The sequence below is a fragment of the Rhodoplanes azumiensis genome (assembly GCF_042682915.1).
GTDB classification, from domain to species: Bacteria; Pseudomonadota; Alphaproteobacteria; order Rhizobiales; family Xanthobacteraceae; genus Rhodoplanes; species Rhodoplanes azumiensis.
The window spans coordinates 306,393-321,764 of sequence record NZ_JBHUIW010000002.1; the positions used below are offsets into that span (position 1 = coordinate 306,393).

The window sequence follows — 15,372 nt, forward strand, 5'->3', positions numbered from 1 at the left end:
TCGACGCTCATGCGACCGCCGCCCGCGCGGTGCGCCCGGGGCCGGCGAGCCGGGCGGCGAGCCGCAGCGCGGCGATCAGGCTCGACGGATCGGCCGTGCCGGTGCCGGCGATGTCGAAGGCGGTGCCGTGGTCGGGCGAGGTGCGCACGAAGGGCAGGCCGAGCGTCACGTTGACGGCGTCGTGGAAGGCCAGCGTCTTGATCGGGATCAGCGCCTGGTCGTGATACATGCACAGCGCCGCGTCGTAGGTCTTGCGCGCCGCGGCGTGGAACAGGGTGTCGGCCGGCAGAGGGCCGCGGGCCGCGATGCCGGCGGCGACCAGCGCCGCGACGGCCGGCGCCACCACGTCGCGATCCGCCGTTCCGATGCTGCCGCCCTCGCCGGCATGTGGGTCGAGGCCGGCGACGGCGAGGCGCGGCCGCGCGATCCCGAACCGCGCGACGAGGTCGCGCGCGACGATGCGTCCGGTCGCGACGATCAGCTCGCGGGTCAGGAGGTCCGGCACCCGCGCCAGCGCGACATGGATGGTGACCGGCACGACCGCCAGCGTCGGCGACCACAGCATCATCACGGGGCGCGGCGGCGCCTCTCTCGGCGCCCCTCCCGGTGCTGCACCGGCGCGGCGGCCGGCGAGCTCGGCCAGATACTCGGTGTGACCCGGCTGGCGGAAGCCGGCCGCGTAGAGCACGTGCTTGGCGATCGGATTGGTGACGATCGCCGCCGCCTCGCCGGTCGTGACGGCGGCGACGGCGCGGTCGATGGCGGCGATGGCGGCGGAGGCGCTGGTGGCGTCGGGCGTGCCGGGGGCCGCCGTGACCGGAAGGCCGAGATCGACGACGGGGAGCGCGCGCGGAAACACCGCGGCTGCGTCGCCGAAGCCGACCCGTTCCACCGGGACGGCAAGCCCGAGCGCCTCGGCGCGTGTCCTCATCAGCTCGGGCGTCGCGAGCAGGGCGAAGGCGGGCAGGGCGGCGACGTCGCGGCGCTGCCAAGCGAGGAGGCTGATGTCGGGCCCGATCCCGGCCGGCTCGCCGAGCGTGAGGGCGAGCGGTGGGCCGGCGCGGCTCATTTCCGCTCGATCATGGCGCCGCGCCGCAGCTCTGCGAGGTACTTCTTGGATTTCGCCTGGAACGTCTCGGCGAACATCTGCTGCCGGACCTCCTTGAGGAACGGCGCGTCGACCTTGGTGTCGCGCTTGATGCAGACCGCGAACATCTCGATGCCGTTCGACGTGGTCTCCGGGCTGGTCAGCCGGCCGACGCCGGTCTTGTCGAGGATCTCGCGCAGCGCCGGCGGCAGGTCGGTCGAGGTCTTGACGATCTGCTCGCGCACCGCGACGTCGCGCAGATGGCGGGCGAAGGGCAGGCCCGTGTCGCAGTTCTCGAAGCGCGCCCGCAGCGCCTCGGCGTCGCGCCGGCGGGCCTCGACGGAGCCGCCCTTCGGCACCACGAACAGGATCGGCCGCAGCACGTATTCGGTCGCCGCGATCTTGTCGGAGAGCGGCTCGCCGCCCTTCTGCCTGGCCTCGGCGGCGGCGAGCACGTCGCGGTCGCGGAACTGGAAGCTCGACTGGAACTTTCCGCGGACGATCTGCTGCCAGATGATGTCGGCGCGGATGCGCGACTTCAGGGTTCCGGGCTGGATGCCGTTCTGCGCCAGGGTGGCGGTGAGCTGCTCGGGCGACATCCGCATCCGCTGCGCCATGTCGGCGTAGGAGGAATCGACGTCGGAATCGGTGATGTTCATGGTGAAGCGGCGGGCGGCGTCGATCTTGATCCGCTCGTCGATCAGCTCCTCGATCACCTCCTCGCGGCTCGCCGCCTTGCGGGTGACCAGCATGGTGAACTTCTGACGCTGCTCGATGTCGAACGAGGTGATCGGCGAGCCGTTCACCATCACGATGACGTTCTGGGCGGCGGCGGGCGCCGCAGCGCCGATCGACAGCACGATCGCGGCGGCGCCGAACAGGGCACCGAGAGCGGAGTTCCGTCGCGCACGAACCATGGCACCGTCCATCCGATGTCGTTTCCGATTTCCGTCCGCGGCGGACCCGGTCGATCCGGCGCCGTTCGAAGCGCGCGCCGGTCGCCCCTGGCACCGGTCGAGCCGGAAGCGGGCCGCCCCGATCGCGCCGCCCCGATCGCGCCGCCCCGACGCTGCACCGCCGCCGGGCGGCATCGTACCGTCCGAGGCTTAGAAACCGATATGGGCGAAATTATTGTGTTCCGATCGTCGAGGTGGACGTCGACGAGCTCGACGTCGAGCCGATCGTGCGAAGACCGATCTGCAGCATCACCGTGTGGTTGGAGGTGACGTTGCCGCTGTACTGGTAGTCGGTGATGTAGTTCAGCCCGATCAGGAAGCAGTCGTCCATGTAGCCGAGGCCGACGCGGGTCTGGCTGAGCTTGTTGTGCTCGATGTCGTAGCGGGCGGCGCCGTTGATCAGCCAGTTGGCGTCGATCTTGTAGGAGCCGCTGCCGAGCACGCCTTCGCGGCGCTCCAGGAAGCCGAGCTCGGGCTGTGCCGCGTAGTTGCCGTACATCAGCGACACGTTCCAGCGGTCGACCGCCATCGTGCCCTCGATCTCCAGGCGTTGCAGCGTGAAGTCCGACTGGTCGAAGCGGTAGCGCGAGATCAGGCTGAAGATCCGGTTGGGCGTGTAGGCGAAGCGGGCGACGTAGTCGGAGGCGCGCTTGTCGAGGCCGGAGTCGAGGCCCGTATTGGCGGTGTCGCCGACCGCGAAGGAGTTCGTCCCGAACAGGTGATAGGACTGGCCGACCAGCATGTTGACGGCGCCGGCCCCGTTCACCTGGGCGGTGTATTGCAGCCCGTAATTGACGCGGCCACCGCCTTCGACGCGGTCCCAGCCCGAGAACTTGTCGACCCGGAACAGGTTGGAGTCGTCGAAGATCAGGCTCTGGGCGTCCTCGTTCGGCAGCTTGCCGATGCTCGACTCGTTCGGGCGGGCGATCACCTGGGCGATCGGTTCGAGCGTCTGGGTGCCCCACGACTGCACCGAGACGAGGGGGAGCCGGTATTCGAGGCCGACCGTCGGCATCACGCGCAGGTCGGAGGAGTCGCCGGTCTGGATGAAGTTGCCGACGCTCGGGTCGGAATTCACGTGGACCTGCGCCGCGTCGGCCCGCAGCGAGGCGAACGGGATGAACACGTTGCCGAAGGAGTCGACGTAGCGCGAGCGCCAGTCGACCTCGCTCGAGAAGCGCGAATAGGTGCCCGGGATGCCGCGCAGCAGGCAGTCCTTGGCGGTCTTGGCGGTGTCGGCCGAGGTCGAGCAGGTGCCGTTGTTGTAGGCGGTCTGGCTGATCGCGTTGTATTCGGCGGTCTGGCGCGACAGGCTCGTCAGGTTGGCGCGATAGCTCAGCTCGCCACCGAACACCATCTGGTTCAGGACCGTGTTGTAGTCCATCACCGGGTGGACGATCGGCAGTGTTTTCTGAACGTCCTGCTCCGAGAAGCCGTAGAAGTGCAGGGCGCGGATGTCGAAATAGCTGCGGTCGCCGCGGCCGGACAGGAAGATCTGCGACACGCCCTCGGTCAGGTTGCTGAAGAACTCGCTGCCGGTGCGGCTCTGCAGCGACTTGATCTTGTAGTCGTTGAAGTAGCTCTCGTCGCTGACCAGGATGCCGTCGAAGCCCCAGGTCCAGCGCGGCGACAGGTTGAAGCGGCCGGTCGTCTCGATGCTGCCGCGGAAGTCGCGGAAGCCCGGCGTCGTCGTGCTGTTGTAGGTGCGGTAGAAATAATCCTTGTCGGCTTGATAGATGCCGGAGGCGCGGATCGAGTAGTAGCCGTCCTCGAGGCGGTGGCGCCACTCGCCCTGCATCAAGAGGCCCTGCTTGGTCATCACCCGGGGCGAGACCGTCAGGTCGTAGTTCGGCGCGAGCGCGAAGTAGTAGGGCGTCTCCAGTCCGTAGCCGTACACCGTGCTGGTGGTGGCGAGCGGCATCAGGAAGCCGCTCTTGCGTTTCACGGTCGGGTCGGGCGCCGAGAAGTACGGCATGTAGGCGAGCGGGACGCCGAAGAACTCGATCTTCGCGTCCTCGAAGTAGACCATCTTCTCGGATTGATTGTGGATGATCCGCGCCGCCTTCACCTGCCACAGCGGCGGCTTCTTCGGATTGTCCTTGCAGGGCTCGCAGGCCGTGTAGACGCCGCTCTCGAAGACCGTGTAGTTGCCGGCCGACCGCTGGCCGCGTGCCGCCGCGAAGCGCGTCTGGTCGGGCGTCTCGATGCGCAGCGAATCGATGAAGCCGTCGCGATAGTCGTCGGTCAGGTCGAGCATCGTGCCGTAGGTGATCTTGCCGTCCGGCTCGGTCAGCCGGACGTTGCCCTCGGCCTGCAGATGCTTGGTCTTCTGGTCGTAGACGACCCGGTCGGCCTCGATCGACGAGCCCTTGTAGTAGATCTGCACGTTGCCGGCGGCGACCACGCGCTCGTTCGTGTAGTCGTACTGGATCTCGCCCGCCTGGACGAGCATCTGCGGGTCGGCGCTCGGGCCGGGCTTGGGCACCGACGGGCGGACCTGGGTGCGGAAGTCGAGCGTCTGGGCGCTCGCCGGCGTGACGTCGAGCGCCGGCACGACGCCGCCGAGCACGCCGAACGCGACCGCCGCGGCGAAACGCCGCGTGCGCTGCCGCACGGCGATCGACAGGGAGGCGGTCGGACGCACGACGGGCATCAACCATCCTCCTGGTACAGCAGCGGCACGAGGCCGGTGAGCACGCCGATCAGCACGGGTAGCCAGGCGGCCGCCGCCGGATGCATCAGCTCGGCCTTGCTCAGATCCTCCGTCACCTTGGACAGAACGTACAGCAGGAAGCCGGCGACGATGCCGCTCAGCACCATGTTCTGGACGCCGCCGAAGCGGAAGAAGCGGAGCGAGAAGGCGGCCGCCACCAGCACCATGGCGGCGAGCAGGGCGGGGCGCGAGATCAGCTTCTGGTACTGCAGCCGGTAGCCGGCCGCGGCGAGCCCCGCATGATCGGCCATCTCGATGAAGAAGGGCAGATCCCAGAACGACACCGTCTCCGGCGTCGCGAAGGTCTCGCGCACCTGGGCGAGGGTGAGGTTGGTCTTGAGCCGGTGATCGGCGAGCCGCTCGGGGGGCGCGTCGACAGGATAGCGCCGCGCCTCGACGAGCCGCCAGTACCCCTCCTCGAGAACCGCGACCTTGGCCTCGATCCGCTCCACGAACCGGCCGGCGAGGTCGTACATGAAGACGGTGACGCCGCCGAGCCGCACGCCCTGGTCGGTGCTCGACGCGGCGTTGATGATCGACTGCCCGTCGACGCTGCGCTGGCGCACCCAGAAGCCAGTGCCGGTCGCCTGCAGGCCGGACTGGGCGGCGTTGTTGAACGCCTTGTCCTCGAGCCGCTTCGACTGCTCCTGCAGGGTGGCGGCGATCGGGTTGTAGACGGTCGTCGCGATGACCCCGACGAGCAGCGCGGCGATCACGGCCGGCGCGACGAACTGCCAGGCCGACATGCCGGCCGAACGGGCGACGACCAGCTCCAGCCGGCGCGACAGGTTGAGATAGCACAGCATGGCGCCCACCAGGACGGCGAACGGCATGATGCGTTCCATGATCTGCGGGACGCGCGTCACCGAGATGCCGGCCGCGAGCAGGGCGGAGGCGTTGGCCTCGCCGGCGCTGCGCCGCATCAGCTCGATGTAGTCGACCAGGAGGACGAGCCCGAACACACCGACGAACACGGTGAGAGAGGCGCCGAGGAAGCGCCGGCCGAAATAGCGCGAGAGGCGACCCGCCACCATTCGCTACGCTCTCACTGTCCGGTCGGCGGGCACACCGGCCCGCCGGGCTGACCAAAGCCGATGGGGGGCGGGTGCAGGGCGAACACGCGCGCAACGACGACCTTGCGCGCAACAACGACCGCCGGCGCTCGCCAAGAGCGTCCGCGCGGCCGTGATCCGCTGCGACCGGTCGACGTCACCACTTCCCCCACATCCCCGGCTCCCCCGAGCCGTCACGCTGGCCGTCACGTTGGCCGACACGCCTGCGATCGTCCACCCTCCGGCGGTCGGCCGCGAGGGTCCAGGATACACGAGATTGGCGGGCCGATCTGTCGACAAAAAGGCCGTCCTCCTGCCTGCACCCTGGACAGCTCCTCGGGGTGGTTAACCAAGAGTGACCGAGGGAGCCCCTCCAATGCTATGCCAAGCTTTCGGTCACGGGTCACTACCGCGACGGGGGAATTGCCGGAACCGTGGCGTCCGTGCCACAGAGGCGGGGCCGCTCGATCAAGAGGATAGCTGGAATGTCTGAGGGATTTCGGATCAGGTTCGGGACGTTCGCGCCGCCGGCCAAGGGCGTCCTGGTCGTGTTCTGCGACGACGGGCTTCGGATGGGTCCGCAGACCCGGGCGATTCTCGGCAAGACGGCGGCCCTGGTGACCCGGGCGGCCGCGGTGGACAACTTCAAGGGCAAGCTCGGCGCCGCCCTCGACATCGTCGCGCCGCCCGACCTCGCCGTCGACCGGCTGGTGGTGGTCGGGCTCGGCAAGCCCAAGGATTGGACCCCGAACGATCCCGTGAAGCTCGGCGGTGCCGCCTTCGGCAAGGTCGGGTCGGCCGCCGAGGTGACGATTGTCGCGGAGCTCTCGACCGGCGCCATGGACGCCGAGACGGCGGCGGACGTCGCGCTGGGGGCGCGGCTGCGCGCCTACACGTTCGACCGCTACAAGACCAAGAAGAAGGACGACGAGGTGCCCAAGAAGGCCGTCACGCTCACGGTGGCGGTCAAGGATCCGGCTGCGGCGCGCCGATTCGCGGCCGCACGCGAGGCCGTGGCGGACGGCGTCGTGCTCGCCCGCGACCTCGTCAACGAGCCGCCCAACGTGTTGTTTCCGGTCGCCTTCGCCGAGCGCGCCGCGGAGCTGCGCAAGCTCCGGGTCGGGGTCGAGATCCTCGACGTGCGGGCCATGAAGCGGCTCGGCATGAACGCGCTGCTCGGCGTCGGGCAGGGCTCGGCGCACGAGAGCCGCGTGGTGATCATGCGCTGGAACGGCGGCAAGCCGACCGACAAGCCGATCGCCTTCGTCGGCAAGGGCGTGTGCTTCGACACCGGCGGCATCTCGATCAAGCCGGCGGCCGGCATGGAGGACATGAAGGGCGACATGGCGGGTGCCGCCTGCGTGGTCGGGCTCATGCACGCGCTCGCCGCCCGCAAGGCCAAGGTCAACGCCATCGGTGCCATCGGTCTCGTCGAGAACATGCCGGACGGCGCCGCCCAGCGGCCGGGCGACATCGTCACCACCATGTCGGGCCAGACGGTCGAGATCATCAACACCGACGCCGAGGGCCGGCTGGTGCTCGCCGACGTGCTCCATCACGTCGTCACCAAGTACAAGCCGCAGGTGATGATCGATCTGGCGACGCTCACCGGCGCCATCATGGTGGCGCTCGGACAGGAGCATGCCGGGCTCTTCGCAAACGACGACAAGCTCGCGGAAAACCTCACGAAAGCCGGTCTCGCCACGGCCGAGCGGGTGTGGCGCATGCCGCTCGCGCCCGAATACGACAAGCTGATCGATTCGAAGGTCGCCGACATGAAGAACACGGGCGGCCGCTACGGCGGCTCGGTGACGGCGGCGCAGTTCCTGCAGCGCTTCGTCGGCAAGACGCCGTGGGCGCATCTCGACATCGCCGGCACGGCGCTCGGCTCGCCGCAGACCGAGATCAACAAGAGCTGGAGCTCCGGCTGGGGCGTCCGCCTGCTCGACCGCTTCGTCGCGGATTTCTACGAGCCGTGATGGGGTTAGGAGATCAGTTTTAGAGGGTTGTTCCAGATCGGCGATTCGTTCTCGATCGCCTTTCCGGGCCCGCATCCCGAGCATAGATTCGTCTCGGTCGGAGGATCTGCGATGGCGGAACAGACGGTGAAGGTGACGGCCGGCTTCGATCGAGAGGCCCGGGTGTGGTTCGTGGAGGAGAGCAACCTCCACGGGCTCAATGTCGAGGGTGCGACCCTCGAGGCCCTCATCGAGAAGCTGCCAGGCGCTGTCGTGGATCTTCTCGAGGTCGAGGCCGCAGGTGAGTTCGGATTGGAAACCGGCGACGTCCCGATCGAGGTCGTCGCCCGAGCGGAAACGCATGCCCATCTGGGTGGGATTCGGTGAGGGGGTTCGGCCGGCTCGTTCGCGAAAAGCTTCGCGCCGCCGGCTGCTATCTCTTGCGGCAAGGGCGCGGCGATCATGAGATCTGGTACAGCCCCGTCAACGACAAGCCGTTCACGGTCCCGGTAAACATCGACTCCCGACACACCGCCAACAAGATCATGAAGGACGCCGGACTGCCGAAAGCGTTCTGATGTCTGGTCGGCGGATCGACGGATAGCGAAAGTTCTCGGTTCATGACCTACGGTCCACTGCCTCGCGAGCCGCAATGACCGAGCTTCTTTTCTATCATCTGCAGCGCCGCCCGCCGGAGTCGGTGCTGCCATCGCTCCTGGAGAAGTCGCTGGAGCGCGGCTGGCGGGTGGTCGTGCAGGTTTCCTCGGACGAGCGGGTCGAGGCGCTCGACGCGCATCTGTGGACCTACCGGGACGAGTCCTTCCTGCCGCACGGCACCGATCGCGACGGGCTCGCCGCCGAGCATCCGGTGCTGATCACCGTGCGGGACCACAACCCGAACCGCGCCAATGTCCGGTTCCTGGTCGAGCGCGCCCCGATGCCGGCCGACGCCGCGACCTACGACCGGATCGTCGTCATGTTCGACGGCGAGGACGAGGAGGCGCTGGCCGAGGCGCGCGTCATCTGGCGCGAGAAGAAGGCTGAAGGGTTCGACGTGACCTACTGGCAGTGCGACGAGCGCGGCCGCTGGCAGAAGCGCGGTTGACGTCACCCGCATTCGCGTCTCCCGCGTCGCGTGCGGACGGCCGTCTCCACACGGCCGCGAGCCATTCTCGTGCCATCTTGCCGACGCAAAAGCAGGCTTGAACGCGTGGTGTTTCCAGTCGAAACACGACGCGGCCGCCGGGTCGCGCCCGGTTCGGTGGCCAGCCCGGGACGCCGTCGCGGTCGGCGGCATCGGGCACGCGGCGAAACCGAGCGCTGGGCGACACCGAGCGCTGGGCGACACCGAGCGCTGGGCGACACCGGGCGTTGAGCGACACCGGGCGCTCGGCGAGACCGGGCCGGTCGAGGGACAGTTCGGGGAGGGGGCCCCCATGCGTCACGCAGCATTCGTTCAGGACGCCATCCGATCGATGCGTCGCGCACGGCGCGCGCGCTCGGTCGCGGCCGTGCTGGCCGCATCGGTCGCCGCGGCCGCCGCCGGCTGCTCGAGCATGCCGGAGGTCGCCGACGTGAAACTCCTGCCGTCGGCCAGCAGCCTGATGCCGACGCCGACCGGCGAATTCGCCAAGTCCGCCGTCAATACCAACCGGCCGGTCTCTCCCGGCGATCTGGTGGACGCTCAGGGCATGTGCGCCGGGGCGGTCTCGTCGAGCGGTGAGCCGGGCGCGACGGCCATGCGGGGCGTCGGTCTCGACATGACCGAATGCGAGGTCGTCCAGGTGATCGGGCCGCCGGGCTCGACCCAGATCGGCGCCAACCAGCGCGGCGAGCGCACCGTGGTGATGACCTATGCCACGACCGAGCGGTCCGGCATCTACCACTTCACCAACGGCCGCCTCACCATGATCGAGCGCGGGCCGGAGCCGCCGGCGCCCGAGAAGCCGGCGCGCGGCAAGCCGGCCCGGCGGACGGCGAGCTGACCGTCGGATATCCGATTCGACACGGCTGCCACGGCGGCCGGCTGCGGCACCGTCCGACGCGCCGCCGACCATGGCGGCATCGCGGCGCATGCCCCCGGCGGTGGTCCCTCCGGCCCGGACGGGGGGGTCGTCGGAGCACCGGTGCCGTGCCGCTGCCGCGCGTCCCGCTCGCTCGCATCGATGCCCTCTCGCCTCCGGACCGGAGACGTTCATGACCCGACCCTTGCCGCGTCTGCCCGCCCGTAATCTTGAGCGCGCCAACCTTGCGATCGCCGCCGTTCTGGCCGCCCTGGTGGTCGTCGGCAGCGGCGCTGCGACGCCGGCCCAAGAGGCGGAACGCGCGGACGGTCGGGTCGGCCTCCGCGAGGGGGGGCGGGCGCCGGACGGCCGGGTGCAGCACGGCGAGCGACCGGGCGGACAGGCCGAAAGCCGCCCCGCCGAGAGCCGCCCGGGGGGCGACACGGCGCCGCGGACCGAGGGACGCGCCGACGCCCGGCCCGACTCGCGGCCGGAGCGAGACGCCAGTGTCCGCCGGCTGCCGACCGATTCGACCACCGAGCACACGCTCGACCTCGGCGGCCGCACCTTGCGTTTCCGGGCGACGGCCGGGTCGATCCCGCTGTTCGAGGGGGAAGGCGGACCGCTGCGCGCCGAGGTCGGCTACGTCGCCTTCACGATGGCGCCGCCCGCCGGCACGCCCGCCGGCGCGCGCCCGCTCACGTTCCTGTTCAACGGCGGCCCCGGCGCCGCCTCGGCCTATCTCAACATCGGCGCCGTCGGCCCGTGGCGGCTGCCGCTCGACGGCGCCTCCGTCTCGACCCCGCCCGCGCTGGTGCCGAACGCCGAGACCTGGCTCGACTTCACCGATCTCGTCTTCGTCGATCCGCCCGGCACCGGCTTCAGCCGGATCGTCGGCGGCGAGCCGGCGCGGAAGCAGTTCTGGTCGGTCGACGGCGACGCCGAGGCGCTCGCCGTGGTCCTGCGCAAATGGATCGACCAGACCGGACGGCGCAGTGCCCCGACGTTTCTCGTCGGCGAGAGCTACGGCGGCTTCCGGGTGCCGAAGCTCGCCCGCGCGCTCGCCTCCGACCAGGGCGTCGGGGTGCGCGGCCTCGTCCTGATCTCGCCGGTGCTCGACTTCGCGACGCTCGCCCAGCGCCGCCATCTGCCCGCGACCTGGACCTATGCTCTGCCGTCGATGGCGGCGGCGGCCCTGGAGGCGCGCGGCACCTTCTCGCCCGCCGCGCTCGCCGAGGCCGAGCACTACGCCGCGACCGACTATCTGGCCGATCTCCTCAAGGGCGAGCGCGACGGCGAGGCGGTCGAGCGCCTCTCGGCTCGTGTCGCGGCGCTGACCGGGCTCGATCCGGCGCTGGTGCGCCGGCTCGCCGGCCGGATCGACACCCGCACGTTCCAGCGCGAGCTGTTCCGCCACCAGGGCCTGGTCGGCAGCGCCTACGACGCGACCGTCACGGCCTTCGACCCGAGCCCGTCGGCGGCCCGTACCCAGTTTCCCGACCCGGTGCTCGATTCGACCAAGGCGCCGCTCACCGCGGCGATCACCGCGCTCTATCGCGGCCCGCTGAAATGGAGCCACGATCAGCCCTATCAGCTCCTCAGCGGCGAGGTGAACGGGCAGTGGAACTGGGGCCGCGGCCGGGCGCCGCCCGACGTGGTGGACGAGGTGCGCACCATCCTGTCGGCCGATCGCGCCGCCCGCATCCTGGTCGTCCACGGGGCGAGCGATCTCGTCACGCCGTATTTCGCCACCAAGCAGATTCTCGGCCAGCTCCCGGTCTACGGCGAGGCCGATCGCCTCGCCCTGAAGGTCTATCGCGGCGGCCACATGTTCTATTCGGAGGACGTGTCGCGAAAAGCCTTCCGCCAGGACGCCGAGGCGTTCTTTCGCGCGGCGCTGGGGGCGGGCAGCAAGTAGCGAGTAGGGTCGGCAAAGGCGCGTGAGCGCCGTGCCCACGCCGTTCATCCTCGCGGGTCGCGACCGCGTGGGCACGCTGCGCCTTCGGCGCACCTTTGCCCACCCTACGGCGCTTTGCCCACTCTACGGAGTGGCCCCTTGGTCCCCATCAGGGCCAGGTACTCCCAGGCGACCGTGGCGGCGGCCAGCGCCGTGATCTCGGCGACGTCGTAGGCGGGCGCCACCTCGACGACGTCCATGCCGCGGAAGTCCAGGTCGCCGAGCCGGCGCAGCACGGCGAGGAGCTGCCAGCTCGCGAGCCCGCCGATCTCGGGCGTCCCGGTGCCGGGCGCGAAGGCGGGATCGAGCACGTCGACGTCGACCGAGAGATAGGTCGGCCCGTCGCCGACCACGGCGCGGATCTGCTCGGCGACGGCCGCCGGCCCCGTCTCGTGCACGGCCTCGGCCGGGATGATGCGGACGCCGCGAGACAGCGTCCAGTCGTGGACGTCGGTGCCCATCGGCGAGCGGATGCCGATCTGGATGGTCTTCCGCGGGTCGACCAGGCCTTCCTCGATGGCGTGGAAGAACACCGAGCCGTGGGCGTAACGCTGGCCGAAATTGTCCGGCCAGGTGTCGACATGCGCATCGAAATGGACGAGCGCGAGCGGCCCGGTGCGCTTCGAAAGCGCGCGCAGGAGCGGCAACGTGATGCCGTGCTCGCCGCCGAGCGCGATCAGGTGGCCGACCGCGGCGGCCTGGCGCTCGATCAGGTCGAGGCTCTTTCCGATGTCGCCGAGCGCGATGGAGAAGTCGCCGATGTCGGCGACCGGCATGGTGGCCGGCTCGATGCGGTGCACCGGGTGGGCGCCGTCGACCAGCATGCGGCTCGCGCGTCGGATCGCCGCCGGACCGTCGCGGGCGCCGGAGCGGTTCGTCGTGCCGACGTCGAGCGGGATGCCGGCGACGCAGAAGGTCGCCGCCCGGTCGTAGGCGGCGAGGCCCAGAAAGGTGGCGGGCAGCGCGAAGGTGGCGGGCGAGAGGCTCATGCGGCGCTCCGCTGCCTCACGCCGCGAGCGGCGCGAAGCGGAACACCGCGCAGGCGACCGCGCAGGTCCACTCGCCGGAGTCGGCGCCGGTCGCCGCCGCCGTCATCGACAGCGTGTCGACGATCAGGTCGGTGGTCTCGTAGAGCTTGCGGCGCTCGTCCCAGGCGGCGTTGGGGTCGAACTCGATGCCGAGCGTCGAGGCCAGCATGGTGGCGGCGAGATCCTCGACATAGTCGGCGGCCTGGTGCTCGGTCATGCCGTAGCCGTGGTGCTCGGAGATGTAGCCGTAGACGGTCTGGTCCTTCGGGCGGGCGAGGCCGATCGACGCGACGATGCGGCGGCCCGGCTCGTTGGTGTCGGCCCGCGCCATCACGCAGAACGTGATCTCGCCGGGGGCGAGCGTCGGCACACCCTCTTCGCGCGAGATGAGCCGGCAGCGCGGCGGCAGGATCGACGACACGGTGACGAGGTTCTGCTGCTCGATGTCGGCGTCGCGCAGCGCATACTCGAAGGCGGTGAGCGGCTGCCTGTGGACGCCCACGCCGCGGGTGAGAAACACTTGCGTCGGAACCGGAAACATCGCGCCTCCTCGGGGCCGGCCGTGCCGGCATGGCCCGGCGGGGTGCCGGGTCCGGTCCGGCGGAGGCCGGACCGGTCGTGCCGCCCGTGTAGGAGATCACGATGACAGCCCATCGACAACGCGCGTTCCATTCGGAAGGTGGGGATGCCGTTCTGCTCCTGATGGGCCGGAGGACGCCGGGCGATCGACGGATCGGTCGTCCCGTTACCGTTTCCCCTCGATGACGGAAAAGGCCTTCTTGATCTGATCCAGAGATGCCTTGATCTGCTCGAGCCCTGCATTGGTGACGATGCGTCGGCCGTAGGCGACGGCGGCCTTGCGGAGGATCCACCCGACCAGCGGAGATCGCGACAGGTAAGGCGCGAGATCACGGTCGGCGAGAGTCTGGAGCACATGCCCGGCCCGTCGGTCGATCAGCAGGCGCAGCTGATCGAGATCGACCTGCTCGGGACGCGGCCGATCGGCGTCCTCGATCTCGATCGGAGCCTTCATCCTCTCGGTCAGGGGAATGATCGGCAGGCCCTTCTCCTCCGGCGAGCCCGGTTCGTCCGAGACGGCGAACGACTTGATCTCGAGCTGGCGCTCGCCGTTGCCGCCGTCCGACGCTTTCTTCGGTCCCGTGACGTACCAGTCGGGGCGGCGGCTCGCGTCGAACTCTTCGAACAGCGGGTTCGTCTCGGGCAGGCCGAACGTCCACCGCAGGAAAGCCTGCGCGTTGCGCCGTCCGAGCAGATAGTCGTGGCGGCGGAAGCTGTGGTGGAGAAAGCCGCCGAAGCCGCCGAGGGCGCCGCAGGCGATCGCCAGATCGGATCCTTTTTCGTTCCGCGACGGTGCGATGACGAAGCGGGAGTATACGTTCTCGTCGAGGATCGGTGCGAGCTCGTCGGGCTTGAAGCGGGCCTGACCGACGAGCGTCGGCAGCAGCGTCTTCAGTGTCCCGAGGAGCGAGCGGTCGGGTTGACCGTTCGGGAGCTTGCGGAGCGCGGGAAGCTTCGGCGTGTTCGGGAACGGATCGATCAGCAGGACGGCCTTGGTCGCATCGACACCGGCGCGCTCGTTCGAATGCGCGGGGCCGCCCGAGAGCGCGCGCCGCACCAGCTCGAACGGCTCGTTGTCGATCATCCCGCCGTCGACCGCGACGAAGGTGTAGTCGGCGTCCTCGCTCAGGCACTTCTCCGGCGGGATGGGATGAAACTGGCCGGTCTTGTCACGGTAGACGACGCGATGCCCGTGCGCATAGGCGCCGTAGCGCTGCGTCAGCAGACGCGGCGCGAGCCCGATCGGAAAGGCTCCGGTGGCCAGGCAAGCCGCCTTGAACGAGGACGGGGCATTGGCGAGATCGAGCGGATCGACGTGACTGGTTCCGCCGCTGCCGGGCGACACGTCGAATTCGACATAGTCCGCATGGTTCAGCATCCCGTAGGCGGCACCGGCGTCCCCGAGCAACCGGAACGCATAGGGCACGCCTCGCAGGTTGGAGACGGTCAGGATCACCTTGAGGGCGTCACCGTGCGGGCCGCCGACCCACGGCCGCGACCGCTCCTGCTTCGTCAGCTCGAACGCATCGTCGAGAATCTCGTCGAGCACGTCGCAGCAGAGCGCGGACATGACGCCGTTCATCTCACGGCCGCGACTGAGATCGGTCACCTCCAGCAGGCGATTCATCGAGATGTCGTCGACCCAGCTCGAATACAGCCGGTTCTCCTCGGGCTTCGGAGGCGGTTCGCCCGGACGGACATGAGACAGCTCGCGGAACAGCGACAGCGCGGTCAAGCCGGCCGTCATGCCGCCCGCGGAGGCGCCGCCGATGACCGGGACGAACACGTCGTGGGTGGGGCCGGTCCAGCCGGGACGGGCCTTCTCGGTCGTGTAGTCGTCCAGGGCCTCGATCAGGAAGTCGATCGCCCCGGCCGTGTAGGCGCCGGCCGAGATGGCGCCGGCCATGACGAGCCCGATCTCGAAACAGGGGCGCCCGGACGGCCCTCGGGACACACGTTCCGACATTCGCACCCCCCCCCGCGACGAGCCCGAAGAGACACCAGGGGTTTAAGTAAATTCTCCTACAACCGTGCGCGCA

General features: G+C 69.7%; 13 protein-coding genes. 6 read left to right on the forward strand and 7 right to left on the reverse strand.

Annotated elements, in window-relative coordinates:
* Window positions 1-7 precede the first annotated feature (7 nt).
* The 4 genes from pdxA to lptG all read right to left on the reverse strand — a co-directional run bounded on the left by pdxA (window position 8) and on the right by lptG (window position 5,790).
* Window positions 8-1,069 carry a 4-hydroxythreonine-4-phosphate dehydrogenase PdxA gene (pdxA, locus tag ACFSOX_RS03215; protein WP_378476340.1) on the reverse strand — a complete coding sequence of 354 codons (1,062 nt, stop codon included), beginning with the start codon at window positions 1,067-1,069 and terminating at the stop codon, window positions 8-10.
* Window positions 1,066-2,004, reverse strand: coding sequence for a peptidylprolyl isomerase (locus ACFSOX_RS03220; protein WP_378476341.1), 939 nt, complete (start codon window positions 2,002-2,004; stop codon window positions 1,066-1,068). Before ACFSOX_RS03220 ends, pdxA begins: the two co-directional genes overlap by 4 nt.
* Window positions 2,005-2,215: 211 nt before the next feature.
* The gene (locus ACFSOX_RS03225) at window positions 2,216-4,696 is read right to left on the reverse strand and encodes an LPS-assembly protein LptD (protein ID WP_378476342.1); all 2,481 of its coding nucleotides are present in this window, start codon (window positions 4,694-4,696) and stop codon (window positions 2,216-2,218) included.
* Window positions 4,696-5,790, reverse strand: coding sequence for an LPS export ABC transporter permease LptG (gene lptG / locus ACFSOX_RS03230; protein ID WP_378476343.1), 1,095 nt, complete (start codon window positions 5,788-5,790; stop codon window positions 4,696-4,698). Before lptG ends, ACFSOX_RS03225 begins: the two co-directional genes overlap by 1 nt.
* Before the next feature lie 503 nt (window positions 5,791-6,293).
* On the opposite strand from lptG, the gene ACFSOX_RS03235 reads away from it, so the two are divergent.
* The 6 genes from ACFSOX_RS03235 (at window position 6,294) to ACFSOX_RS03260 (ending at window position 11,687) form a co-directional block, all read left to right on the forward strand.
* Complete coding sequence (locus tag ACFSOX_RS03235; protein ID WP_378476344.1) at window positions 6,294-7,787, forward strand: leucyl aminopeptidase; 1,494 nt, start codon at window positions 6,294-6,296, stop codon at window positions 7,785-7,787.
* A 27-nt stretch (window positions 7,788-7,814) separates the two neighbouring features.
* Entirely contained in the window at window positions 7,815-8,153 is a 339-nt protein-coding gene (locus ACFSOX_RS03240; RefSeq protein ID WP_378476345.1) for a DUF1902 domain-containing protein, read from the forward strand.
* The gene (locus tag ACFSOX_RS03245; protein WP_378476346.1) at window positions 8,150-8,344 is read left to right on the forward strand and encodes a type II toxin-antitoxin system HicA family toxin; all 195 of its coding nucleotides are present in this window, start codon (window positions 8,150-8,152) and stop codon (window positions 8,342-8,344) included. The genes ACFSOX_RS03240 and ACFSOX_RS03245 overlap by 4 nt, the downstream gene beginning before the upstream one ends.
* 74 nt (window positions 8,345-8,418) lie before the next feature.
* On the forward strand, window positions 8,419-8,871 hold the full coding sequence (locus ACFSOX_RS03250; RefSeq protein WP_378476347.1) for a DNA polymerase III subunit chi: 453 nt from the start codon (window positions 8,419-8,421) through the stop codon (window positions 8,869-8,871).
* A gap of 331 nt (window positions 8,872-9,202) precedes the next feature.
* The gene (locus ACFSOX_RS03255; protein WP_378476348.1) at window positions 9,203-9,751 is read left to right on the forward strand and encodes a hypothetical protein; all 549 of its coding nucleotides are present in this window, start codon (window positions 9,203-9,205) and stop codon (window positions 9,749-9,751) included.
* Between the two features lie 211 nt (window positions 9,752-9,962).
* A complete protein-coding gene (locus ACFSOX_RS03260) occupies window positions 9,963-11,687 on the forward strand; it encodes a S10 family peptidase (RefSeq protein WP_378476349.1) in 1,725 nt (574 codons plus the stop codon).
* A gap of 104 nt (window positions 11,688-11,791) precedes the next feature.
* Here the strand turns inward: ACFSOX_RS03260 and speB are convergent, their stop codons facing one another.
* From speB to ACFSOX_RS03275, 3 genes are all read right to left on the reverse strand, one after another.
* Window positions 11,792-12,715, reverse strand: a complete 924-nt coding sequence (gene speB, locus ACFSOX_RS03265) for an agmatinase (protein ID WP_378476350.1) — start codon at window positions 12,713-12,715, stop codon at window positions 11,792-11,794.
* Between the two features lie 16 nt (window positions 12,716-12,731).
* Complete coding sequence (locus tag ACFSOX_RS03270) at window positions 12,732-13,295, reverse strand: pyruvoyl-dependent arginine decarboxylase (protein WP_378476351.1); 564 nt, start codon at window positions 13,293-13,295, stop codon at window positions 12,732-12,734.
* A gap of 204 nt (window positions 13,296-13,499) precedes the next feature.
* Window positions 13,500-15,239, reverse strand: coding sequence for a patatin (locus tag ACFSOX_RS03275; protein ID WP_378476352.1), 1,740 nt, complete (start codon window positions 15,237-15,239; stop codon window positions 13,500-13,502).
* Window positions 15,240-15,372: the final 133 nt, after the last annotated feature.

Bases quoted from the DNA above. Each gene is read 5' to 3' on its own strand.
- pdxA (WP_378476340.1), bottom strand. From the start codon at position 1,069: ATGAGCCGCGCCGGCCCACCGCTCGCCCTCACGCTCGGCGAGCCGGCC.
- ACFSOX_RS03220 (WP_378476341.1), bottom strand. From the start codon at position 2,004: ATGGTTCGTGCGCGACGGAACTCCGCTCTCGGTGCCCTGTTCGGCGCC.
- ACFSOX_RS03225 (WP_378476342.1), bottom strand. From the start codon at position 4,696: ATGCCCGTCGTGCGTCCGACCGCCTCCCTGTCGATCGCCGTGCGGCAG.
- lptG (WP_378476343.1), bottom strand. From the start codon at position 5,790: ATGGTGGCGGGTCGCCTCTCGCGCTATTTCGGCCGGCGCTTCCTCGGC.
- ACFSOX_RS03235 (WP_378476344.1), top strand. From the start codon at position 6,294: ATGTCTGAGGGATTTCGGATCAGGTTCGGGACGTTCGCGCCGCCGGCC.
- ACFSOX_RS03250 (WP_378476347.1), top strand. From the start codon at position 8,419: ATGACCGAGCTTCTTTTCTATCATCTGCAGCGCCGCCCGCCGGAGTCG.
- ACFSOX_RS03255 (WP_378476348.1), top strand. From the start codon at position 9,203: ATGCGTCACGCAGCATTCGTTCAGGACGCCATCCGATCGATGCGTCGC.
- ACFSOX_RS03260 (WP_378476349.1), top strand. From the start codon at position 9,963: ATGACCCGACCCTTGCCGCGTCTGCCCGCCCGTAATCTTGAGCGCGCC.
- speB (WP_378476350.1), bottom strand. From the start codon at position 12,715: ATGAGCCTCTCGCCCGCCACCTTCGCGCTGCCCGCCACCTTTCTGGGC.
- ACFSOX_RS03270 (WP_378476351.1), bottom strand. From the start codon at position 13,295: ATGTTTCCGGTTCCGACGCAAGTGTTTCTCACCCGCGGCGTGGGCGTC.
- ACFSOX_RS03275 (WP_378476352.1), bottom strand. From the start codon at position 15,239: ATGGCCGGCGCCATCTCGGCCGGCGCCTACACGGCCGGGGCGATCGAC.